Origin of the sequence: Micromonospora sp. WMMB235 (assembly GCF_001855515.1) — a bacterium.
GTDB lineage: Bacteria > Actinomycetota > Actinomycetes > Mycobacteriales > Micromonosporaceae > Micromonospora > Micromonospora aurantiaca.
In genome coordinates this window covers 3,658,924-3,680,911 of sequence record NZ_MDRX01000001.1, presented here as the reverse complement: position 1 = coordinate 3,680,911, position 21,988 = coordinate 3,658,924, and the positions used below count along the sequence as shown (strand labels likewise).

The following is a 21,988-nucleotide window of genomic DNA, read 5'->3' as shown; positions in this document are numbered from 1 at the left end:
ACCGCCGCCGGGCACCACCGACATACGGGAGCAGACGGGCCCATGGGCAGCATCGTCGCCGAAAACCGCAAGAGCCTGATGCTCTTCTCCGGGAGGGGTTTTCCGGAGCTGGCCAAGGAGATCGGTGAGGTGCTCGGCGTCGCGCCGACGCCGGCCGACGCGTACGACTTCGCCAACGGCGAGATCTTCGTACGGTACAAGGACTCGGTCCGTGGTTCGGACGCCTTCGTGGTGCAGTCCGTGACGCACGGCGTGAACACCTGGGTCATGGAGACCCTGATCATGGTCGACGCGCTGAAGCGCGGCTCGGCCAAGCGGATCACCGTGGTACTGCCGTTCTACCCGTACTCGCGGCAGGACAAGAAGCACCGCGGCCGGGAGCCGATCTCGGCGCGGCTGATCGCGGATCTGCTGAAGACGGCGGGCGCGAACCGGATCCTGACCGTGGACCTGCACACCGCGCAGATCCAGGGCTTCTTCGACGGCCCGGTGGACCACCTGTTCGCGATGGACGTGCTGGCCGAGTACGTGGAGCACAAGTACGCGGGCCGGCCGATGACGGTGGTCGCGCCGGACTCGGGCCGGGTACGCGTGGCCGAGCGCTGGACCGACCGGCTGGGCGGCTGCCCGCTGGCGTTCATCCACAAGACCCGCGATCCGCTCAAGCCGAACCAGGTGGTGGCGAACCGGGTGGTCGGTGAGGTCGAGGGCCGGGTGTGCCTGATCGTGGACGACATGATCGACACTGGTGGCACGATCACCAAGGCGGCGGACATCCTCAAGGAGCAGGGCGCGGCGGAGATCGTGGTCGCCTCGACCCACGCGCTGCTGTCCGACCCGGCGACGGAGCGGCTGAAGAACAGCCCGATCAGCGAGGTCGTGGTGACGAACACGCTGCCGCTGCCGTCGGAGAAGCAGCTGGACAAGCTGACCGTACTGTCGATCGCCCCGCTGCTGGCGCGGGCGATCCGGGAGGTCTTCGACGACGGCTCGGTGACCACCCTGTTCGGTGGCCTGAGCTGAGCGTGCGGTCCGGTCGCCGGGAGTTCCCGGCGGCCGGGCCGATGCCCTGCGGAACCGGCGGGGCGGTGATATGGGGGACTGCCGGAGAGCCGGGAATTCCCTCGGGTAGACTGGTGCGGTTGCCACGGCGAGGGTGCCCGGCGGGCTGCTGACAAGCACCGCACGGAGGCGCCGTCATCGACGCGGTGCTCCGGGCGGTCGTTCATGACCCTAGCCCCAGCGAGCCCCTCGCCCCAGCACCGCCAGACGACAAGCCGCCGCAGCGAAGCATCAGGAGTTTCCCCGTGTCCGAGGTAAAGATCAGCGCCGAGCCCCGTACCGAGTTCGGCAAGGGTGGTGCCCGTCGTACCCGCCGGGCCGGCAAGGTGCCCGCCGTGCTGTACGGCCACGGCGAGAAGCCCAAGCACATCGCGCTTCCGGCGCGGGAGTTCGCCGCCGCGATCCGTAAGGGCGGCGCGAACCAGCTCTTCGCGATCGAGGTCAGCGACGGCACCCAGGTGCTGGCGCTGCCGAAGGCGATCCAGCGTGACCCGATCAAGGACACCTTCGAGCACGTGGACCTGCTGCTGGTCCGCCGTGGCGAGAAGGTCACCGTCGAGGTCCCGGTCCAGCTGACCGGTGAGGCCGCGAAGGACACCCTGATCGTGCACGACCACGACACGCTGTCGGTGACCGCCGACGCGACCAAGGTGCCGGACCACCTGGAGGCGTCGATCGAGGGCGCCGAGCCGGGCACCACGATCACCGCCGCCGACGTCGAGCTGCCGGCCGGCGTCGAGCTGGCCACCGACGAGGAGACCGCTGTCGCCTCGGTGACCGCCGCTCCGACCGCCGAGCAGCTCGAGGCCACCCTCCCCGAGGTCGAGGAGGCCACCGAGGAGGCCGAGGCCGAGGTCGGCGAGGAGACCGCCGAGGGTGCCGAGGGCGCTCCGGCCGCCGAGGGCGAGGAGGCCCCGGCCGAGGCGAAGACCGAGGCCTGACCGGTCCGCAAGGCTGTGCGACAGGCGTCCCCGGTTCCCGGGGGCGCCTGTCGGCGTATCGGGACGGCTGGTCGGGCGAGCGAGCGGGAAGGGGCGTCGGGTGACGGACGAGGCGGGACCGTGGCTGGTGGTCGGCCTGGGCAACCCCGGCCGGGAGTACGCGGGCAACCGGCACAACGTCGGGTTCATGGTGGCCGACCTGCTGGCGGCCCGGGTGGGCGCGAAGTTCGGGCGGCACAAGCGTGCGATGGCCGAGGCCGCGGAGGGGCGGCTGGGGTTCGGCGGCCCGAAGCTGGTGCTGCTGAAGCCGTTGACGTACATGAACCTCTCCGGCGGTCCGGTGGCCGGGCTGGCGCAGTTCCACAAGATCCCGCCGGCGCACGTGATCGCGGTGCACGACGAGCTGGACATCCCGTACGGGCAGGTGCGGGTGAAGTGCGGCGGCGGCGAGGGCGGGCACAACGGCCTGCGCTCGATGTCGAAGTCGCTCGGCACCAAGGACTACGTGCGGGTGCGGTTCGGCATCGGCCGGCCGCCGGGCCGGCAGGACCCGGCTGACTACGTACTCTCGGATTTCTCTTCGTCGGAGCGCAAGGAGCTGGAGTTCCTGGTGGACCGCGCGGCGGACGTGGTGGAGTCCGTGGTTCTGAAGGGCGTGGAGCCGACGCAGAACCTGTACCACGGGGGTTGAGCGGCGGGGCGGAGCCCGGCCGGTAGCCTCGGGCGACGGGAGCGAAGGCGGGTGACGGGAGCAGCATGGGCAGTCCTCCGATGATCGACGGCGGGTTCGCCCGGTGGCTGGCGTCCCGGGCCGGTCAGGCGCTGACGGCCCTGCGCGCGGAGATGGGCTTCGCCGACGCGGGCGCGCTCCGGTCGGCCGGCGGCAAGGTCTCGCACGATCTGATCCGCACCGAGCTGGCGAAGTGGCGGCCTGCGGACGCGGTGCTGTCGGAGGAGGACGAGGGCTCGCGGCTGGCCTGGACGGCGGAGGTGACAGACGCGGCGCTGTCGCGCCTGACCGCGGACCGGGTCTGGATCATCGACCCGCTGGACGGCACCCGGGAGTACGCGGAGGAGGGGCGCGCGGACTGGGCGGTGCACGTGGCGCTCTGGTCGCGCTACGCGTCGCGGCCGCACGGTCTGGTGGCGGGCGCGGTGGCGCTGCCGGCCCAGCACCGGGTGCTCGGCACGGACCACCCGCCGGCGTACCCGCCGATGACAGTGGAGGCGGCCACCGGGGGCGGCGCGCGGGTCATCCGCTTGGCGGCCAGCCGTAGCCGTCCGCCGGTTTTCCTGACCGACCTGGCAGAGGACGTCGGCGCTCATCTGGTTCCGATGGGCTCGGCGGGCGCGAAGATCGCCGCCGTGGTCACGGGTGAGGTCGACGCGTACATCCACGCGGGCGGTCAGTACGAGTGGGATTCGGCCGCTCCGGTCGCTGTGGCGACGGCCACCGGTCTGCATGCTTCCCGGATCGACGGTTCTGCGCTGAAATACAACGGGGCCGACCCGCGCCTACCGGATCTGCTGGTCTGCCGCAAGGATCTCGCGAGTCGGTTGCTTGCAGCGTTGCAGCGGCATTCCGGGTAACCTGAGCGTTCTTCTTCACGAGTCCGACCTGAAAGGTCTGGAATCCGATGTACGGATCCGTGCGAATCGAGTTCGTGTCATGACGTCCCCCGCCGCGTACCAGGTGTCGCACCTCGACGCGCTCGAGGCGGAGAGCATCTTCGTGATGCGCGAGGTCGTCGCCGAGATGGAACGGCCGGTGCTGCTGTTCTCCGGCGGCAAGGACTCGATCGTGATGCTCCGGTTGGCCCAGAAGGCGTTCGCGCCGGCCAACATCCCCTTCCCGGTGATGCACGTGGACACCGGGCACAACTTCCCCGAGGTGCTCGACTACCGCGATCAGCGGGTGGCCGAGCTGGGCCTGCAGCTCATCGTGGCGAGCGTGCCGGAGGCGCTGAACAAGGGCCTGGTCCGCGAGTCGGCCGACGGCATGCGCAACCGGATCCAGACGCCGGTGCTGCTGGAGGCGGTGGAGAAGCACCGCTTCGACGCGCTGTTCGGCGGCGCCCGGCGCGACGAGGAGAAGGCGCGGGCCAAGGAGCGGGTGTTCAGCTTCCGCGACGAGTTCGGCCAGTGGGATCCGAAGAACCAGCGTCCGGAGCTGTGGGCGCTCTACAACGGCCGGCACCACCCGGGCGAGTCGATCCGGGTGTTCCCGCTGTCGAACTGGACCGAGCTGGACGTCTGGCACTACATCGAGCGGGAGCGGATCCCGCTGCCGTCGATCTACTACGCGCACGAGCGCGAGGTGATCGAGCGCGACGGCATGCTCTACGCGGTGAACGAGTTCTTCCGGGCGCGCGCCGGTGAGCAGCCGTTCAAGGCCCAGGTGCGGTACCGGACCGTGGGTGACGCCTCCTGCACCGCGGCGGTCCGCTCGGACGCCGACACGGTGGAGAAGGTGATCGAGGAGGTGGCCGCCACGCGGATCACCGAGCGCGGCGCGACCCGCGGCGACGACCGGGTCAGCGAGGCCGCCATGGAGGACCGCAAGCGAGAGGGCTACTTCTGATGAGCGTCGAGACCCTGGCCCCGGCCGAGAGCGAGACCGCGCGGCCGATGGACCTGCTGCGGTTCGCCACCGCGGGCAGCGTCGACGACGGCAAGTCGACGCTGATCGGCCGTCTGCTCTACGACACCAAGTCGCTGTTCAGTGACCAGCTCGCCGCCGTCGAGGCGGTCAGCGCGGCCCGGGGCGACGAGTACACGAACCTGGCGCTGCTCACCGACGGCCTGCGCGCCGAGCGGGAGCAGGGCATCACCATCGACGTGGCGTACCGCTACTTCGCCACGCCGCGGCGGAAGTTCATCATCGCCGACACCCCGGGGCACATCCAGTACACCCGGAACATGGTCACCGGTGCCTCCACCGCCGACCTGGCGCTGATCCTGGTGGACGCGCGTAAGGGCCTGGTGGAGCAGTCCCGCCGGCACGCATTCCTCTGCTCGCTGCTGCGGGTGCCGCACCTGGTCCTGTGCGTGAACAAGATGGACCTGGTGGACTGGTCGCAGGAGGTCTACGAGCGGATCGCGGACGAGTTCACCGCGTTCGCCGCGAAGCTCGACGTGCCGGACCTGACGGTGGTGCCGGTGTCCGCGCTGCAGGGCGACAACATCGTCACCCGCTCGGAGAACATGCCCTGGTACGAGGGCCCGTCGCTGCTGCACCACCTGGAGCGGGTGCACATCGCCTCGGACCGCAACCTGGTCGACGTGCGGTTCCCGGTGCAGTACGTGATCCGGCCGCAGTCCACCACCGTCACCGACTACCGGGGTTACGCCGGTCAGGTGGCCTCCGGCGTGCTCAAGCCGGGCGACGAGGTGATGGTGCTGCCGTCGGGCTTCACCAGCCGGATCGCCGCGGTGGAGACCGCGGACGGCCCGGTGGACGAGGCGTTCCCGCCGATGTCGGTGACGGTCCGGCTGACCGACGAGCTGGACATCTCCCGCGGCGACATGATCTGCCGGCCGAACAACGCCCCGATGGCCGTGCAGGACATCGAGGCGATGATCTGCTGGATGGACGAGACGCGGCCGTTGCAGGTCGGCGGCAAGTACGCGATCAAGCACACGACCCGTTCGGCGCGGGCGATCGTGCGCGGGCTGCACTACCGGCTGGACATCAACTCGCTGCACCGCGACGAGACGGCCGGTGAGCTGAAGCTCAACGAGATCGGCCGGGTCCGGCTGCGCACCACGGTTCCGCTGCTGGCCGACGAGTACCGCCGTAACCGCACCACCGGCGGCTTCGTGATCATCGACGAGTCGACGAACCGTACGGTCGGCGCCGGCATGATCGTCGAGGCCGGCTGACCCTGGGTTGTAAGGAAGGGCCCCTTGTTAACAGTGCGCTGTTAACAAGGGGCCCTTCCTCTACCGCAGGCGTTAATAAGGGGCCCTTCCTTACAGCCGGGTGACGCCACCGGCGGGCAGGACGGTGAGCGTGCCGGGGGCGGTGAAGCCGCGCTCGGCGTACGCCTCGGTCACGGCGGCCGCCACCGCGTCGGCGGCGTCGGCGTCGACCAGGGCGAGCACGCAGCCGCCGAAGCCGCCGCCGGTCATCCGCGCGCCGTACGCGCCGGCGGCCAGCGCCGCCTCGACCGCGGTGTCGATCTCCGGCACGGTGATCTCGAAGTCGTCGCGCATGGAGGCGTGCGAGGCGGTCAGCAGCGGACCGGTGTCGCGGACCCGGCCGGCGCGCAGCAGCGCGACGGTGTCGAGCACCCGCTGGTTCTCGGTCACCACGTGCCGGACCCGGCGGCGGGTCTCGTCGTCGTCGAGGCGTGCGAGCGCGGCGTCGAGGCCGGTCACGTCGACGTCGCGCAGCGCTGTCACCCCGAGCGTCGAGGCGGCCTGCTCGCAGCTCTTGCGCCGAGCGGCGTACTCGCCGTCCGCGTGCCGGTGCGGCGCCCGGCTGTCGATCACCAGCACGGCCAGCCCGGCGCCGTCCAGGTCGAACGGGATCTGCTCGACCTCCTCGGTGCGGCAGTCGAGGAACAGCGCGTGCCCGGCCCGGCCGCGGATCACCGCGGACTGGTCCATGATCCCGGTGGGCGCGCCGACGTAGTCGTTCTCGGCCCGCTGGGCGAGCCGCGGCCACCGGCCGGCGGGCAGGTCGAGCCCGCCGAGGTCGACCAGGGCGGCCAGCACCGCCGACTCGATCGCCGCCGACGAGGAGAGCCCGGAGCCGACCGGCACGTCGGAGGCGACGGCGAGCCGCGCGCCCGGGACGTTGTGGCCGTCGGCGCGCAGCGCCCACACCACCCCGGCCACGTAGGCGGCCCAGCCGTCGACCCGGCCGGGCTCGTCGGCCTCCGCCGCGCCGAACTCGACCGGTTCGTCGTCCAGCTCCGACCAGACGGTCCAGCGCCCGTCGGGGGCGGGCGCGGCGGCGACCACGGTACGCAGCGGCAGCGCGAAGGGCAGCACGAAGCCGTCGTTGTAGTCGGTGTGCTCGCCGATCAGGTTGACCCGGCCGGGAGCTACCCAGCGGCCCGCCGGCTCGGCGCCGTACCGCTGCCGGAAGCCGGCGGTGGCGCGGTCGGCGACAGTCATGAGGGCTGTCCCGCGACGTGCGCCCGGTAGAACGCCCAGGCATCGCCGACCATGTCGTGCAGGGTCGGCTTGGCCGGCGTCCAGCCCAGCTCGTCGCGGGCCAGCGCGGAGGACGCGACCAGCTCGGCCGGGTCGCCCTCGCGGCGGGGGGCCACCTCGACCGGCACCGGGTGCCCGGTGACCTCGCGGACCACGTCGACCACCTGCCGGTTGGTGAAGCCGTTGCCGTTGCCGAGGTTGTAGATGCGGTGCCGGCCCGGGGTGGCCGCGTCCAGCGCGAGCAGGTGGGCGCGGGCCAGGTCTTCGACGTGGATGTAGTCGCGGACGCAGGTGCCGTCGACTGTGGGGTAGTCGTCGCCGAAGAGCTGGAGCTTCTCCCGCCGTCCGGCGGCCACGTCGAGCGCGATCGGGATGAGGTGCGTCTCCGGGTCGTGCCGCTCGCCGATGGCCAGCCCGTCGCGCAGGTACGCCCCGGCGACGTTGAAGTAGCGCAGCGAGACGGCGGCCAGGTCGTGCGCGATCGCCTCGGAGGTGAGCGCCATGTCGACGGCCAGCTTGGTGGCGCCGTAGGTGCTGGTGGGCGCCTTGACGGCGGTCTCCGGGATGGGCAGCTCGGTGGGGTTGCCGTAGACGGCGGCGGTGGAGGAGAAGACCATCCGGGGCACCCGGGCGGCGCGGACCGCGTCGATGAGCGCGATCGAGCCGACCGTGTTGGTGTGCCAGTACAGCTCGGGGCGGATCATCGACTCGCCGGCGGCGATGAGGGCGGCGAAGTGCAGCACGCCGTCGAACCCGGCGCCGGGGGTGAGCACCCGGGCGGCCTCGTGCACCGGCAGCTCGACGTGGGTGGCGTCGGGGGCGAGGGCCTCCCGGTGACCGGTGCGCAGGTCGTCCAGCACGGTCACCTGGTGGCCGTGGTCGAGCAGCATCCGGGTCACCACGCTGCCGATGTAGCCGGCGCCGCCGGTGACGAGCAGTTTCACGTCGGTCCTCCTGCCTGGGCCGCGTCCCGCGGCGGCCGTCCCGCGATCACCCTACGGCCGAGGGCTGTGTCGCGGCTGTCGAGTTGAGTCCGCCTCTATTCCATCATAATCCTTCATGATTGAACAGATCCGCACATTGGGCCGAGCGTACGGTGGCCGCTGTCTACCATCCTTCTCATGCGGGAGGGTGGTGGTCCCGGGCCCCGGCGGCGACCGTCGGGGCGGCCCCGACGCGAACCCGGCCCGCTGGCCCGCACCGTGGCCCGTCTCGTGGTGCGCGGCGCCGACGGCGCCACCCGCCTGGTCACCGCCCTGCTCGGGGCCAGCCCCACCGCCGGGCGGGAACGGATCAGCGAGGCCGAGCTGCGTGACCTGGTCGCGGCGAACACGCTGCTCGACCCGGACGAGCGGCGGATCATCGACGAGGTGCTGGTGGCCGGCGCCCGGCTCGTCCGCGAGGTGATGGTGCCCCGCACCGAGGTGGTCTTCCTCAGCGCGGCGCTCCCGCTGGCGCAGGCCCAGCGGCTGGTCCGGGCCGACCCGCACACCCGCTACCCGGTGGTCGACGGCACCCACGACGACGTGGTCGGCCTGGTGCACCTGCGGGACGTGCTGCTGCGCCCGGACGCGGACCGGCTGCTCCTGGTCGGCGACCTGATCCGGGAGGTGAAGCGCCTGCCGGACAGCAAGCGCGTGCTGGCGGCGCTCACCGAGATGCGCCGGGAGGGCCACCACCTGGCCGTCGTCGTCGACGAGTACGGCGGCACGGCCGGCATCGTCACCTGCGAGGACCTGGTCGAGGAACTGGTCGGGGAGATCCGCGACGACGAGCACGGCCCGCTCGAACCGGAACCCGCCGGCCTGCCCGCGGTCGTCGACGGCCGGCTCAACCTGACCGACTTCGCCGAGCGCACCGGGGTGCCGCTGCCCGCCGGGCCGTACGAGACGGTGGGCGGGTACGTGATGGCCGCCCTGGGCCGGCTGCCCGTGGCGGGCGACGAGGTGCCGGTGGCTGTCGACCCGGCCACCGGATCGGTCCCCGCCGATCCGGCGGGCTGGCTGCTGCGGGTGCTCACGCTCGACGGCCGGCGGGTGTCCCGCCTGGCGGTCTCCGCCGCGCGGCTGCCCGAGCCCCGGCGTGAGGTGAACGGTCCGCTTCCGCCCGTACCCGCCCGATCCACCGGCCCGTCATGACGGACGCCGGGGCTTGCTGACAGAATTGCCGCCATGTCCGACGTACCCGCCCGCCCGCGCGTCTTCTCCGGCATCCAGCCGACGGCCGACTCGTTCCACCTCGGCAACTACCTGGGCGCGCTGCGGCACTGGGTGGCGTTGCAGGACAGCCACGACGCCTACTACTGCGTCGTCGACCTGCACGCGATCACCGCGGGGCACGACCCGTTGGTGCTCAAGCGCCGCAGCCGGCTCGCCGCCGCGCAGCTGTTCGCGCTCGGCCTGGACCCGGAGCGCAGCACGCTGTTCGTGCAGTCGCAGGTGCCCGAGCACTCGCAGCTGGCCTGGGTGCTCGGCTGCATCACCGGCTTCGGCGAGGCCGGCCGGATGACCCAGTTCAAGGACAAGTCGCAGAAGCAGGGCAGCGAGCGGGCCAGCGTCGGCCTGTTCACGTACCCGATCCTCCAGGCCGCGGACATCCTGCTCTACCAGGCGAACGCGGTGCCGGTCGGCGAGGACCAGCGGCAGCACCTGGAGCTCTCCCGCGACCTGGCGCAGCGGTTCAACTCGCTGTTCGGCAGCACCTTCACAGTGCCCTCCCCACACATCGTGAAGGACACCGCGAAGATCACCGACCTGCAGGATCCGACGGCCAAGATGTCGAAGTCGTCGTCCTCGCCGGCCGGCATCATCGACCTGCTGGAGGACCCGGCCCGGTCGGCCAAGAAGATCCGCTCGGCGGTCACCGACACCGGCCGCGAGATCGTCTTCGACGCCGAGGGCAAGCCGGGCATCACCAACCTGCTGACGATCTACTCCGCGCTGTCCGGCCGGTCCGTCGACGACCTGGTCGCCGCGTACGACGGCAAGGGCTACGGCGACCTGAAGAAGGACCTCGCCGAGGTGGTGCGGGAGTTCGTCACGCCGATCCAGGAACGCACGAACGCCTACCTGAACGACCCGGCCCAGCTCGACAAGCTGCTGGCGCGGGGCGCGGAGAAGGCCCGGTCGGTGGCCGCCGGGACGCTGCGGGACGCGTACGAGCGGGTCGGCTTCTTCCCGCCGGTGCGGTTCGAGTAACGGCCCGGACGGGCGGGAACGGGTGACGCAGCCGGTGGCCGGAGGGGTGGCGCGCGACGTGGCGGGTAGTGACACGGCGCCGGGCGGCGCGGACACGATCCAGATCGGGATCGCGGTCGACGTCCCCGAGCCCTGGGGCGGGCTGCTCACCCGCCGCCGGGTCGAGGCCGGTGACCCGCTCGCCGTCCCCGCGCACGTCACCCTCCTCGGGCCCACCGAGATCCCGGTACGCGCGCTGCCCGCCGTCGAGGAGCACCTGGACCGGGTCGCCGCCGCGCACCTGCCGTTCACGCTGCACCTGCGCGGCACCGGCACGTTCCGCCCGGTCACCCAGGTGGTGTTCGTGGCGGTGGCGGCCGGGATCAGCGAGTGCGAACTGCTGGCCGCCGCGATCAACTCGGCCCCCGAGCTGCGGCGCGAGCTGCGCTTCCCGTACCACCCGCACGTCACTGTGGCGCAGGACGTGCCGCCCGAGGTGCTCGACAGGGCGTACGAGGACCTGGCCGACTTCTCCGCGTTGTTCCAGGTGGACGCGTTCACGCTGTTCTCGCACAGCGGGGCGACCCGGTGGCAGCCCCGCCGCGACTTCCGGCTCGGCGGCCGGAGCTGAACATCCGACCGGCCGGGGCCCCTCCGCCACGGGCGGAGATCGGCGAGGATGACGGGGTGAACGTCTTCGGCCGGATCGAGGCGGCGGTGGGGCGCCGCATCGACGCGGCCCGGGGCCGCTCGTCGGTCTTCGACCACGTCTGGCGGGCCGGGACGCTCTACGCCGACCTGCTCGCCGGGCGGCTCGCCGCCGCCATCGCGTACTACGGCTTCTTCGCCGTGTTCGCGCTCGCGCTCGTCGCGTACTGGATCTTCGGCGCGGTGCTGCGCGACAACGAGGAGGTCAGCCGCGGCGCGGCCCACTTCCTGGAGGAGAACCTGCCCTTCCTCGACCCGGTGCAGATCGCCGAGAGCAGCAGCACCGTCGGCGTGGTCGGCCTGGTCATCCTGGTCTTCACCGGCATCGGCTGGGTGGAGGCGATCCGCTCCTCGCAGCGGCTGATGTACGGCTTCAACCAGCAGCCCGGCAACCTCGTGGTGCGGCGGCTTGTCGACCTGGGCGTGCTGGTCGCGGTCTTCGTGCTGCTGTTCGTCTCGGTCGCCGCCGTGGACGCGCTGGAGTCGCTGCTGCGCTTCCTGCTCCGCAGCACCGGCTCGGTGGGCCTGACCACGATCAGCGCGCTGCTGAGCGTGCTCGTCAACGCCGTGCTCGCCGCCGCGCTGCTGCTCGCAGTGCCGCGGCTGCGGATGAGCCGGCGCCGGCTGCGCCCGGCGATCCTGACCATCGCCGTCGGTATCACCCTGCTGAACACCGTGGGGCGTTACTACGTGGTACGCACCGAGCGGAACCCCGCGTACACAGTGGTCGCCACCGCCGTGGGCCTGCTGCTCTACCTCTACCTGCTCAACCAACTGGTGCTCTTCGGCGCCGCGCTCGCCGCCACCAGCCGGTACGGCCGGGTGGTGGACCTGGCCGAGGGCGGTGCCCGGGAGGTGGACGTGGAGGCGGACGTGCTTGACGAGGAGACGGAACCGGGCACACCGGGGGGAGCGGGATGAGCGCGCGGATCCGGATCGACGCCGAGTCGGCGGTGCCGCCGTACGAGCAGGTGCGGGCGCAGTTCGCCGCGCGCATCGGCGACGGGCGGCTGCCGGTGGGCACCCGGCTCCCGGCCGTGCGGCAGCTCGCCGCCGACCTGGGGCTGGCGGTGAACACCGTGGCGCGGGCGTACCGGGAACTGGAGGGCGCCGGCCTGGTGGAGACGCGCGGCCGGCACGGCACGGTGGTGGCCCCCGGCCGGGACGACGCCACCGACCGGCTGCACCGGGCCGCCGCCGAGTACGCCGCCGAGGCGCGGCGCCTGGGTGTCGCGCCGGAGCGGGCTGTCGCGCTGGTCCGTGCGGCGCTGGACGCCGGTACGCGTGGCTGAGCGTGGTCCCCGAAGCGGGGAGAGTCCGATGAATGCGTTCCCCGGGCCGATGTGCGGCGACCATGATGGGCCGGTGGGCGCACTCGTGACACTGGACCTGCCGGACGACTCCCCGATCCGGAGTCTGCCGTGGATCATCACGTTCGGCCCGCTCGGTGCCGAGGACGACTGGGAGCCGGTGGTCTGCGGCCCGTACGAGCGACCGCACGCGCTGGCGCTGGCCGAGGCGGTGGTGGCCGACGAGCAGTTGATGGCGGTGGTGGAGCCGCTGCTGCCGGCGCTCACACCGGAGGAGATCCGCGGCGAGATCGCGGCCGCGCAGATCGCCGCCGAGGACGAGGCGGCCGAGATCGACCAGGCGGACCTCTACGGCGACTTCGAGGACGTCATCGACGAGGAACTGGAACGGGCCGCCGAACGCGAGCCGGAGCCCGAGCCGGTGGAGGCGCCCGACCGGGAGGAGATCCGGGCCGGGTTCGCCCGGATCGCCGCGCTGCTCACCGCCAAGGGCGGCTGAGGACGCGCGCGCTCCCCGATGGACGCCGGCCCCCCGGGAGCGGACTCCCGAGGGGCCGGGGCCACCTCACCCCCCACCACAAGGGGTCGGCAGCCCAGCCGCCCGTCGGCGCGGGGCACAACGGACGGCCAGGTCGTTGGCGGGTTACCCGGCTCAGCGCCGTTCGAACCACGCAGCCGCGTCCACCGGCAGGACGTGTCCGTCGCCCCGCTCGGTGAGTTCGGCGCTGGCGACGAGCGGGCGGCCGTAGCCGCTCACAGTCACCTCGGCGCCGCTGATGTTCACCACGCAGGTCACCTCGGCGTCCCCGGCGGTGCGGCGGAACGCCAGGACGCCGGGCTCGGTCTCCAGCCAGGTGATGGCGTCCAGGCCGGCCAGCGCCGGGTGCTCGTGCCGGGTGCGCAGCGCGGTCCGGTACAGCTCCAGTGTCGAGCCGGGCACCCCGGTCTGGGCGGCCACCGACAGCGACCGCCAGGTCGCCGGCGCCGGCAGCCAGCTCAGCTCGCTGCCGTCCGGCCCGAAGCCGTACGGGGGCAGCTCGCCGCCCCACGGGATCGGCACGCGGCAGCCGTCCCGGCTCTCCCCGGTGCGCCGGAACGCCGGGTCCTGACGCAGCTCGTCGGGAAGGTCGAGCACCTCCGGCAGGCCCAGTTCCTCGCCCTGGTAGACGTACGCGCAGCCGGGCAGCGCGAACATCAGCAGCGCGGCGGCACGGGCACGGCGCAGGCCGACCTCGCCGTCGCCGTACCGGGTGACGTGCCGCTGCCGGTCGTGGTTGGAGAGCACCCAGGTGGTCGGCGCGCCCACGATCGTGGACTCGGCCAGCGCCGTGTCGATCACCTTGCGGAACGAGTCGGCCGACCAGGTGGCGTCGAGGAAGTCGAAGCTGAACGCCTGGTGCAGCTCGTCCGGGCCGATGTAGCGGGCCAGCCGCTGCGGCGTCTCGGCCCACGCCTCGGCGACCGCCATCCGGCCACCCGGGTAGCTGTCCAGGATCGGCCGCCAGGCGCGGTAGATGTCGTGCACCTCGTCCTGGTCGAAGTACGGCAGCCGGCCCTTGCCCAGCAGCTCGGACTGGCGCTGGCCGGTGGTCATCGAGTTGAAGCCCACGTCCGGCAGGCCCTCGGCCTTGATCATTCCGTGCGCCACGTCGATCCGGAAGCCGTCCACGCCACGGTCCAGCCAGAAGCGCAGCACGTCCTCGAACTCGGCCCGCACCTCCGGGTGGCGCCAGTTCAGGTCGGGCTGGGCCGGGTCGAACAGGTGCAGGTACCACTGGCCGTCGACCACGCGCGTCCACGCCGGACCGCCGAAGATGCTCTCCCAGTCGTTCGGCGGCAGCTCGCCCTGCTCGCCCTTGCCGTCGGCGAACAGGTAGCGCTCACGCTCCGGCGAACCCGGTCCGGCGGCCAGCGCGGCGGCGAACCACGGGTGCGCGCTGGAGGTGTGGTTCGGCACCATGTCCACGATGATCCGCAGGCCGAGCGCGTGCGCGTCGGTGATCATCTCGTCGAAGTCGGTCAGGTTGCCGAACAGCGGGTCGACGTCGCGGTAGTCGGCCACGTCGTAGCCGGCGTCGACCTGCGGCGACGTGTAGAACGGCGTCAGCCAGAGCGCGTCCACGCCGAGGTCGCGCAGGTACGGCAGGCGCTGCCGGATGCCCTGGAGGTCACCCACACCGTCGGCGTTCGCATCAGCGAAGCTGCGGACGTACACCTGGTAGACGACCGCGGACCGCCACCAGTCGTCGTCGGCGGTGCGTGGGGTGGTGCTGGGGACGGAGGTCATCGGTGTCGATCCCGTTCTGTGGCGGCTTCTGGTGCGGCGCAGGGTGTCTGAGCAGAATGCCGCCATCGCACTGCAAGAGTCAAGCATTCCTTGCGCAAGAAATGACGGCCATCACCCGCCGCTGCTCCGGCACCCTCTCCCGAATCCCGGGACACCAACCCACCCTCACCACCCGCCGACTCCCGTCGATCATGAGGTTGACGGCCTTCGTCGCCCGATTTGTCCCCGCCAACCTCATGATCGCCCCCGCTCAAGGGCGGGTGGGGTCAGGCGGGGATGGGGAGGGACGGGGTGGCGGAGCGCTGGCGCTTCGGGGGGTCGGCGGGGCGGGCCACCGCTGTGGAGCCGCGTACCACCAGCTCGGGCCGGAACAGGTACTCGGAGTTCGGGGAGGGGTGGCCGTTGATCTCGTCGACCAGGGCCCGCACCGCGGCCACGGCCATGGCGGCGACCGGCTGGCGCACGGTGGTCAGCGGCGGGTCGGTGAACGCCATCAGCGGGGAGTCGTCGTACCCGACCACGGAGATGTCGCCCGGCACCGACAGCCCGCGCTGGCGGGCGGCCCGGATCGCGCCGAGCGCCATCAGGTCCGAGCCGCAGACCAGCCCGGTCGCGCCGCGCTCGATGAGCCGGCCCGCGGCCGCCTCGCCGCCCTCCACGCCGAACAGGGACAGCTCCGTCAGCTCGGCCAGCTCGTCCTCGCTGATGTCGGTCAGGCGCCCCATCGCGGCCTTGTAGCCGGCGACCTTGCGCTGCACCGGCACGAACCGGTCCGGGCCGGTGATCAGGCCGATCCGGCGGTGCCCGAGCGCGACCAGGTGGGCGACGGCGAGTTCCGCCGACTCGCGGTCGTCGCAGGAGACGAACGGCGCGGGGATGCCGGGGGCGTACCCGTTGATCATGACGATCGGCAGCGGCCGGGCCAGCAGCGTGCGGTAGCGGTCGTGGTCCGCGGCGGTGTCGGCGTGCAGGCCGGAGACGAAGACGATGCCGGAGACCTGCCGGTCGAGCAGCATCTCCACGTACTCGTCCTCGCGGACGCCACCAGGCGTCTGCGTGCAGAGCACCGGCGTGTAGCCGGTGGGGGCGAGCGCGGACTCGATGATCTGGGCGAACGCCGGGAAGATCGGGTTGTCCAGCTCCGGCACGACCAGGCCGACCAGCCCGGCGCTGCGCTTGCGCAGCCGGGCCGGTCGTTCGTAGCCGAGCACATCGAGGGCGGTGAGGACGGCCTGCCGGGTCTCGGGGGCCACACCGGGGCGGTCGTTGAGCACCCGCGACACCGTGGCCTCGCTGACTTCAGCCTGTTGGGCGATGTCGGACAGTCGAGCGCGCATGTGCGGCACTTTAGCCCAACGGCAAAGTCTTGCGTACACTTCTGCAAGCCCTTCCATTCTCTGCAACCTCTTGCTAACGTCCCCGCAACATGCGAGAGCAGCGGCGCAGCATCTCGGCGCCGGTCAGCAAGAACTTTCAGAGGTTTCCACTGGCGGGCCGCCCTTCCCCCGGCGGGCCGCCATGACGACAGGAGTACCGATGCGCATCCGTACCGCGGGTGTGGTCGCCGTCCTCGGCCTGGCGCTCGCCGCCTCCGGCTGTGGTGACAGCGGCAGCGACGACAAGCCGGCCGCCGGCGAGTCCGCCAAGGCGACCGGCGGCAAGCTGGTCATCTGGGCCGACGACAAGCGCACGGCCGCCCTCAAGCCGTTCGCCGAGGAGTTCGGCAAGGAGAACGGCGTGACCGTCGAGGTCCAGGCCGTCTCCAAGGACCTGCAGACCAACTTCGTCACCGCCTCGCAGCAGGGCAGCGGCCCGGACGTCGTGGTCGGCGCGCACGACTGGATCGGCAACCTGGTCCAGAACGGCGCCATCGACCCGGTGCAGCTCCCGGCCGAGCAGAAGTCCGGCTTCAACGAGACCGCCATCAAGGCCGTCACGTTCAACGGCCAGCTCTACGGCGTGCCCTACGCCACCGAGAACGTCGCGCTGATCCGCAACACCGAGCTGGCCCCCGAGGCGCCGAAGACGATCGAGGACCTGGTCGCCGCCGGCAAGAAGCTCAAGGCTGAGAAGAAGGCCAGCGAGATCCTGTGCCTGCAGTCCGGCCAGAACGGCGACGCCTACCACATCTACCCGCTCTACACCTCGGGCGGCGGCTACCTGTTCGGCACCGCGGCGAACGGCGACTACGACCCGAAGGACCTGGGCGTGGGCAAGCCGGAGTCGATCGCTGCCTTCCAGAAGATCGCCAAGCTGGGTGAGAAGGGCGAGGGTGCGCTGAAGCGCTCCATCACCGGCGAGAACTCCATCGCCACCTTCACCGGCAAGAAGTGCGCGTTCCTGGTCTCCGGCCCGTGGGCCGTGGCCGACGCCAAGAAGGCCAACATCTCCTACGACATCTCCCCGGTCCCCGGCTTCGCCGGTGGCAAGGAGGCCCAGCCGTTCGTGGGTGTCCAGGCGTTCTACGTGGCCGCCAAGGGCAAGAACAAGGCCCTGGCCCAGGAGTTCGTCACCAACTACGTGACCAAGCCCGAGCTGGCCGTCGCGCTGTACAAGGCCGAGCCGCGCCCGCCGGCGCTGACCGCCGCCTTCGACCAGGTCAAGGGCGAGGACCCGGACCTGGCCAAGTTCTCCGAGGCCGGCAAGAACGGCCAGGTGCTCCCGGCGATCCCGGCCATGGCCGCGATCTGGGATCCGTTCGGCAAGGCGGAGGCCGCCATCATCGGTGGCGCCGACCCGGCCAAGACGATCACGGCCGCCGGCAAGACCATCCAGGGTCAGATCAAGTAATGAGCGCGCCGCTGTCCGGCCCGGGGTCTGCACCGCAGGCCCCGGGCCGGGAGCCCGTACGCCGTGGGCTCCCGCGCACGTCCCGTACCGCGCGGCAACACGCGCCGATCACCGCGACCGGCCTCGTCGTCAAGGTGGTCCTGCTCGGCCTGGTGGCCGGGATCGCGATCTGGGCGGCCTTCCCGCTCATCGAGGCCGAGCACTGGCTCGCGCTGGGCGTCCTGGCGGTCACCACCGCCGGCCTGTTCTACCTCTACCTGAGCCGCCGGCACATCCCGGCCAAGTACCTGGTCCCCGGCACGCTCTTCCTGATCGCGTTCCAGGTCTTCCCGGTGCTCTACACCGCGAGCACCGCGTTCACGAACTTCGGCGACGGCCACCGCGGCAGCAAGGACGACGCGATCGTCGCCGTGCAGACCGCCTCGGTGAAGCAGGTGCCCGGCTCGACCGAGTACAACCTCACCATCGCCACCAAGGGCGACCCGGCGACCGGCGCCCTGACCTTCCTGCTCAGCGACCCGAAGACCAAGGACGTCTTCGCCGGCGACGCGGACGGGCTGCGCAAGCTCGACGCCGCCGACGTCGAGGTGAGCAGCCTCAGCGGCAAGATCACCGCGGCGGACGGCTACACCCTGCTGAACATCGGGCAGGCCAGCAACCGCAGCGACGCCGTCACCGCGCTCATCGTGCCCACCGACGAGGGCGCCATCCGCTCCAACGGCCTGACCCGGGCGTACGAGGGCAAGGCCATCCGGGCGTACGACGCCGGATGCGACTGCGTCAAGGACAGCGAGACCGGCAGGACGTGGACCGCCGACGAGAAGTCCGGCTCCTTCGTCGCCGCCGACGGCGAGCGCCTCGCCCAGGGCTGGAAGGTCGACGTCGGGCTGAAGAACTTCAGCACCGTGCTCACCAACCCGAACATCTCCGGCCCGTTCTTCGGCACGCTCGCCTGGAACTTCGCGTTCGCGATCGGCTCCACCGGGCTGACGTTCCTGCTCGGCATGGCCATCGCGCTCGCGCTGCACTCACCCCGGATGCGCGGCACCAACCTGTACCGGATGGTGCTGATCCTGCCGTACGCCATGCCGTCGTTCGCCATGCTGCTGATCTGGCGGGACATGTTCAACACCGACTTCGGCCTGCTCAACAACCTGTTCGGGCTGGACGTCGACTGGTTCGGCGGCAACTGGTCGGCCCGGATCGCGGTGCTGCTGGTGCAGCTCTGGCTCGGCTACCCGTACATGTTCCTGGTCGCCACCGGCGCCTTGCAGGCCATTCCGCGGGAGCTGACCGAGGCGACCTCGGTCGACGGCGCGTCGCCCTGGCAGTCGTTCCGGGCGGTCACCCTGCCGCTGCTGCTGGTGGCGCTGTCGCCGCTGCTGATCGCGTCGTTCGCGTACAACTTCAACAACGTCAACGCGATCCTGTTCACCACCGAGGGCGGCCCGTTCGCGCCGGACAACCCGACCAACGGCGCCACCGACCTGCTGATCACCTACACGTACCGGCTCGCGTTCGGCGCACAGGGCGCCGAGTTCGGCCTGGCCGCCACCGTCTCGATCTTCATCTTCGCGATCGTGGCGACGGTGTCGGCGATCAGCTTCCGGCGGACCCGCAAGCAGGAGGAGGTGTACTCGTGACCACCATCGCGGAGACGCCCACGACCACCCGCCGGCCGGCCCGCCGCTCGCGCGGCCGCTGGTTCGCGCAGGTGGGCTGGCGGCACCTGGTCGGAGTGCTGGCGGTGGCGTTCAGCCTCTTCCCGATCCTGTTCGTGATCTCGGCGGCGTTCAACCCGCTCGGCACGCTCTCCTCCACCGAGCTGCTGCCGACCGGGGCGTCGCTGGAGAACTTCACGAACCTGTTCGACAAGACCGCGTTCGGCCACTGGTTCCTCAACTCGCTGCTGCTCGCGGGCGTGGCCAGCTTCGCGTCGATCTTCCTGTCGTCGCTAGCGGCGTACGCGTTCTCCCGGATGCGCTTCGCCGGGCGCCGGGTCGGCCTGCTCGCGCTGCTGCTGATCCAGATGTTTCCGCAGTTCCTGGCGATCGTGGCGATCTTCCTGATCTTCACCACGCTCACCGACCTCTACCCGGTGATCGGGTTCAACACCCCGTGGGGCCTGTTCCTGCTCTACATGGGTGGGGCGCTCGGCGCGAACACCTGGCTGATGAAGGGCTTCTTCGACACGCTGCCGAAGGAGCTGGACGAGTCGGCGACCATGGACGGCGCGTCGCACGTGCAGGTCTTCTTCCGGATCATGCTGCCGCTGGTGGCGCCGATCCTGGCGGTGACCGGCCTGCTCGCGTTCATCGGGTCGATCAACGAGTTCATCATCGCCAACGTGTTCCTCACCGAACCCGAGTCGAAGACCCTCGCGGTCGGCATGTTCGGCCTGGTCGCGGGCGAGCGCAACAACAACTTCGGGATGTTCGCGGCGGGCACGCTGCTCACCGCGATCCCGACGGTGCTGGTGTTCCAACTGCTCCAGCGCTACATCGTCTCCGGACTCACCTCCGGAGCGGTCAAGGGCTGAGCCTCCTCGGCTCACGCTGCGGCAAGGGCGTCGTGTCGGCGTACACCGGAGCGGTTCTCGGGCGGACCGCCGCGGTCGGGTGAACCGACCGCGGCGGGTGCCCGCCCCCTCTCCCTGTCGGTACGACGCGAAAGGCAGCACCATGTCCCTTCAGCCGCACCACGACGGCTCCGCAACCTACGTCCCGGAGCAGGAGCCCGCGCTCGGGCAGACCGTGCCGGTCTTCGTCCGGGTACCGGCCGGAACCGGCGTCTCCCAGGTACACGTGCGCACCACCGGCGACGGCGAGCCGCGCTTCGCCGAGGCGCGGATTGACCGCACCGAGAACGGCGACGTGTGGTGGCGGGCCGACGTCGAGGTCCGCAACCCGGTCAGCAACTACCGCTTCCTGCTCGACGGCGAACGCGGCACCCGCTGGCTCAACGCCGCCGGCCTGGCCGGACACGACGTGCCGGACAACGGCGACTTCAAGCTGGTCAGCTACGCCCCGCCGCCGGCCTGGGCCCGCGACGCGGTGATCTACCAGATCTTCCCGGACCGGTTCGCCCGCTCGGCCGCCGCCGACGGCCGGACCACGCCGGACTGGGCAATTCCATGCGACTGGGACACCCCGGTCGTCGGCCGCGGCCCGGAGACGCCCCGCCAGTTCTACGGCGGCGACCTCGACGGCGTCACCGAGCACCTGGACCACCTGGACCGGCTCGGCGTCAACACCGTCTACCTCACGCCGGTCTTCCCGGCGCGGTCCAACCACAGGTACGACGCGTCGAGCTTCGACACCGTCGACCCGCTGCTCGGCGGCGACGCGGCGCTGGCCCGGCTCGCCGACGCGGTGCACGCCCGGGGCTGGCGGCTGCTGGGCGACATCACCAGCAACCACACCGGCGACGCCCACGACTGGTTCACCGCCGCCGTCTCCGACGTGAACGCGCCCGAACGGGAGCTGTACTACTTCGACCTGCCCGGCTCGGACTACGAGTCGTGGAACGGGGTGAAGTCGCTGCCGAAGCTGAACTGGGGCAGCGCCGAACTGCGCCGCCGGTTCGCCACCGCCGAGGACTCGCTGCTGCGCCGCTGGCTGCGCCCGCCGTACGGGCTGGACGGCTGGCGGGTGGACGTGGCGAACATGACCGGGCGGCGGGGTGCGGACGCGTACACCCACGAGGTGGCGCGGCTGCTGCGCGAGGTGGTCGCCGACACCCGGCCGGGCGGGCTGCTGCTCGCCGAGCACGGCCACGACCACACCGGTGACCTGGACCGCGACGGCTGGCACGGGACGATGAACTACGTCGGCTTCACCGACCCGGTCTGGTCCTGGCTGCGCCACGGCGACGAGCCGGTGCCGAACTTCCTCGGCACCCCGGGCGGGGTACGGCGGCGCGACGCGAGCGCGGTGCTCGCCACCATGAACACCTACCGGTCGCTGGTGTCCTGGCGGTCTTACACGCACTCGTGGCAGCTGCTCGGCTCGCACGACTCGGCCCGGATCCGCACCGTGGTCGGCGACGCCGCCCGGCAGGAGGTGGCGGCCGGACTGCTCGCCACCATGCCCGGCACGCCTGTGGTCTTCGCCGGGGACGAGCTGGGCCTGACCGGCACGAACGGGGAGGGCTCGCGTACCCCGATGCCGTGGCACCGGCGCCAGAGCTGGGACCGGCGCACGTTCGACGCGTACCGGTCGTTGCTGACGCTGCGCCGCGACGAGCCGGCGCTGCGGCACGGCGGCCTGCGGTGGGTGCACGCGGACGCGGACACGCTGGTCTTCCTGCGCGAGGCGCCCTCGTCGACGGTGCTGGTGCTGGCCCGCCGCGCCCCCGGCACCCCGGTCCGCCTGACCGGCGTGGGAGCCGGAGACAACGTCTACGGCGACGCCCCCGCCCTCCATCCCGACGCCGACAACACGGTGACCCTCCCCGCGGACGGCCCCACGTTCCAGGTCTGGCGCCTGCGCTAGCCCTCCCCCCACCCACTCTCCCGCCCCCGCGATCTTGCGGTTCCGGCCCGTGGCGCGC

20 protein-coding genes are annotated in these 21,988 nt (G+C 71.7%); 16 read left to right on the top strand and 4 right to left on the bottom strand.

Features of this window, described 5'->3' with window-relative positions; translation table 11 throughout:
• The first annotated feature begins 42 nt into the window (after positions 1 to 42).
• The 6 genes from BFV98_RS15620 (at position 43) to BFV98_RS15595 (ending at position 5,885) form a co-directional block, all read left to right on the top strand.
• Positions 43 to 1,023, top strand: coding sequence for a ribose-phosphate diphosphokinase (locus tag BFV98_RS15620; RefSeq protein WP_013283956.1), 981 nt, complete (start codon positions 43 to 45; stop codon positions 1,021 to 1,023).
• Positions 1,024 to 1,307: 284 nt separating this feature from the next.
• Positions 1,308 to 2,003: a 50S ribosomal protein L25/general stress protein Ctc gene (locus BFV98_RS15615; protein WP_013283957.1), complete on the top strand. Its 696-nt coding sequence runs from the start codon at positions 1,308 to 1,310 to the stop codon at positions 2,001 to 2,003.
• A gap of 100 nt (positions 2,004 to 2,103) precedes the next feature.
• Positions 2,104 to 2,694, top strand: a complete 591-nt coding sequence (pth, locus tag BFV98_RS15610) for an aminoacyl-tRNA hydrolase (protein WP_013473953.1) — start codon at positions 2,104 to 2,106, stop codon at positions 2,692 to 2,694.
• A 65-nt stretch (positions 2,695 to 2,759) separates the two neighbouring features.
• Positions 2,760 to 3,593 (top strand): inositol monophosphatase family protein, encoded by an 834-nt coding sequence (locus tag BFV98_RS15605; RefSeq protein ID WP_071096863.1) that lies wholly within the window; start codon positions 2,760 to 2,762, stop codon positions 3,591 to 3,593.
• Positions 3,594 to 3,672: 79 nt separating this feature from the next.
• Positions 3,673 to 4,584: a sulfate adenylyltransferase subunit CysD gene (cysD, locus tag BFV98_RS15600; protein WP_013283960.1), complete on the top strand. Its 912-nt coding sequence runs from the start codon at positions 3,673 to 3,675 to the stop codon at positions 4,582 to 4,584.
• On the top strand, positions 4,584 to 5,885 hold the full coding sequence (locus BFV98_RS15595) for a sulfate adenylyltransferase subunit 1 (RefSeq protein WP_013283961.1): 1,302 nt from the start codon (positions 4,584 to 4,586) through the stop codon (positions 5,883 to 5,885). Before cysD ends, BFV98_RS15595 begins: the two co-directional genes overlap by 1 nt.
• Before the next feature lie 90 nt (positions 5,886 to 5,975).
• Here the strand turns inward: BFV98_RS15595 and galK are convergent, their stop codons facing one another.
• Both galK and galE read right to left on the bottom strand, forming a co-directional pair.
• The gene (galK, locus tag BFV98_RS15590; RefSeq protein ID WP_071096861.1) at positions 5,976 to 7,127 is read right to left on the bottom strand and encodes a galactokinase; all 1,152 of its coding nucleotides are present in this window, start codon (positions 7,125 to 7,127) and stop codon (positions 5,976 to 5,978) included.
• The gene (gene galE, locus BFV98_RS15585; protein WP_071096859.1) at positions 7,124 to 8,110 is read right to left on the bottom strand and encodes a UDP-glucose 4-epimerase GalE; all 987 of its coding nucleotides are present in this window, start codon (positions 8,108 to 8,110) and stop codon (positions 7,124 to 7,126) included. Before galE ends, galK begins: the two co-directional genes overlap by 4 nt.
• A 177-nt stretch (positions 8,111 to 8,287) precedes the next feature.
• Here galE and BFV98_RS15580 point away from each other — a divergent pair, with 177 nt between their 5' ends.
• From BFV98_RS15580 to BFV98_RS15555, 6 genes are all read left to right on the top strand, one after another.
• A complete protein-coding gene (locus BFV98_RS15580; protein WP_176921702.1) occupies positions 8,288 to 9,304 on the top strand; it encodes a hemolysin family protein in 1,017 nt (338 codons plus the stop codon).
• A 33-nt stretch (positions 9,305 to 9,337) separates the two neighbouring features.
• The gene (gene trpS, locus BFV98_RS15575; RefSeq protein WP_030274098.1) at positions 9,338 to 10,363 is read left to right on the top strand and encodes a tryptophan--tRNA ligase; all 1,026 of its coding nucleotides are present in this window, start codon (positions 9,338 to 9,340) and stop codon (positions 10,361 to 10,363) included.
• Positions 10,364 to 10,385: 22 nt separating this feature from the next.
• Positions 10,386 to 10,973 carry a 2'-5' RNA ligase family protein gene (locus tag BFV98_RS15570; RefSeq protein WP_013283966.1) on the top strand — a complete coding sequence of 196 codons (588 nt, stop codon included), beginning with the start codon at positions 10,386 to 10,388 and terminating at the stop codon, positions 10,971 to 10,973.
• Positions 10,974 to 11,029: 56 nt separating this feature from the next.
• A complete protein-coding gene (locus tag BFV98_RS15565; RefSeq protein WP_013283967.1) occupies positions 11,030 to 11,971 on the top strand; it encodes a YhjD/YihY/BrkB family envelope integrity protein in 942 nt (313 codons plus the stop codon).
• Positions 11,968 to 12,342 (top strand): GntR family transcriptional regulator, encoded by a 375-nt coding sequence (locus BFV98_RS15560; protein ID WP_013283968.1) that lies wholly within the window; start codon positions 11,968 to 11,970, stop codon positions 12,340 to 12,342. The genes BFV98_RS15565 and BFV98_RS15560 overlap by 4 nt, the downstream gene beginning before the upstream one ends.
• A gap of 73 nt (positions 12,343 to 12,415) precedes the next feature.
• Positions 12,416 to 12,859 carry a hypothetical protein gene (locus BFV98_RS15555; RefSeq protein WP_030274101.1) on the top strand — a complete coding sequence of 148 codons (444 nt, stop codon included), beginning with the start codon at positions 12,416 to 12,418 and terminating at the stop codon, positions 12,857 to 12,859.
• A 153-nt stretch (positions 12,860 to 13,012) separates the two neighbouring features.
• Here the strand turns inward: BFV98_RS15555 and BFV98_RS15550 are convergent, their stop codons facing one another.
• On the bottom strand, positions 13,013 to 14,647 hold the full coding sequence (locus BFV98_RS15550) for a glycoside hydrolase family 13 protein (protein WP_013283970.1): 1,635 nt from the start codon (positions 14,645 to 14,647) through the stop codon (positions 13,013 to 13,015).
• A 266-nt stretch (positions 14,648 to 14,913) separates the two neighbouring features.
• Positions 14,914 to 15,984, bottom strand: a complete 1,071-nt coding sequence (locus tag BFV98_RS15545; protein WP_013283971.1) for a LacI family DNA-binding transcriptional regulator — start codon at positions 15,982 to 15,984, stop codon at positions 14,914 to 14,916.
• 199 nt (positions 15,985 to 16,183) lie between these two features.
• On the opposite strand from BFV98_RS15545, the gene BFV98_RS15540 reads away from it, so the two are divergent.
• The 4 genes from BFV98_RS15540 to BFV98_RS15525 all read left to right on the top strand — a co-directional run bounded on the left by BFV98_RS15540 (position 16,184) and on the right by BFV98_RS15525 (position 21,930).
• Complete coding sequence (locus BFV98_RS15540) at positions 16,184 to 17,437, top strand: maltose ABC transporter substrate-binding protein (RefSeq protein WP_013283972.1); 1,254 nt, start codon at positions 16,184 to 16,186, stop codon at positions 17,435 to 17,437.
• Entirely contained in the window at positions 17,437 to 19,080 is a 1,644-nt protein-coding gene (locus BFV98_RS15535) for an ABC transporter permease subunit (protein WP_013283973.1), read from the top strand. The genes BFV98_RS15540 and BFV98_RS15535 overlap by 1 nt, the downstream gene beginning before the upstream one ends.
• Positions 19,077 to 19,976 carry a sugar ABC transporter permease gene (locus tag BFV98_RS15530; protein WP_013283974.1) on the top strand — a complete coding sequence of 300 codons (900 nt, stop codon included), beginning with the start codon at positions 19,077 to 19,079 and terminating at the stop codon, positions 19,974 to 19,976. The genes BFV98_RS15535 and BFV98_RS15530 overlap by 4 nt, the downstream gene beginning before the upstream one ends.
• A gap of 142 nt (positions 19,977 to 20,118) precedes the next feature.
• The gene (locus BFV98_RS15525) at positions 20,119 to 21,930 is read left to right on the top strand and encodes a glycoside hydrolase family 13 protein (protein WP_071096855.1); all 1,812 of its coding nucleotides are present in this window, start codon (positions 20,119 to 20,121) and stop codon (positions 21,928 to 21,930) included.
• The last annotated feature ends 58 nt before the right edge of the window (positions 21,931 to 21,988 follow it).